Here is a 531-nt window from a genome sequence, read left to right on the forward strand (position 1 = left end):
GCAAATTAGCCTTCAAAAATCCGAAGACAGGTTCTACATCTATTTTACGTTTTCCATAGATTTCTCCCGTTTCTTCTTTTGAAAGCTGCTCTCTTATATATGCTTTTTGCTGTTCCCAATGGGCATTGTAGAAAATCTTACGATTTCCTTTTGCTTTGGTACAATGAACGCGTAATGGACATCCCGAACAATCTTCGCATTCATAGACACGAAAGGTTCGTTTAAATCCGGCTTTATCTGTTCGATTCGATAGATATTGAAAAGGTACCTTCTTTCCGTTTGGGCAAGTAAAGAAGTCGTTGTCTGAATCATAGTCCCAGTTTGACACATAAAAAAGATTTTCTTTATATTTCTTTTTCTTTTCTTTCCGATAGGTATTATACGTAATGAGTGGAGTTCTATTCCGGTGTAATACCTCACTATAATTTTGTTCACTACCATAACCGGCGTCAGCGACAATATACTTGGGTAACTTGAAGTACCTTTCTTCAATATTATTGAGAAAAGGAATAAACGTGCGAGTATCCGTAG

General features: G+C 36.7%; 1 protein-coding gene. It reads right to left on the minus strand.

Annotated elements, in window-relative coordinates:
- Positions 1 to 531: transposase (locus tag RVS70_RS21965; protein WP_321134836.1), on the minus strand; the 531-nt coding region annotated here is incomplete at both ends.

It is taken from the genome of Virgibacillus sp. M23 (genome assembly GCF_034190895.1).
Lineage (GTDB): Bacteria > Bacillota > Bacilli > Bacillales > Amphibacillaceae > Virgibacillus > Virgibacillus salarius.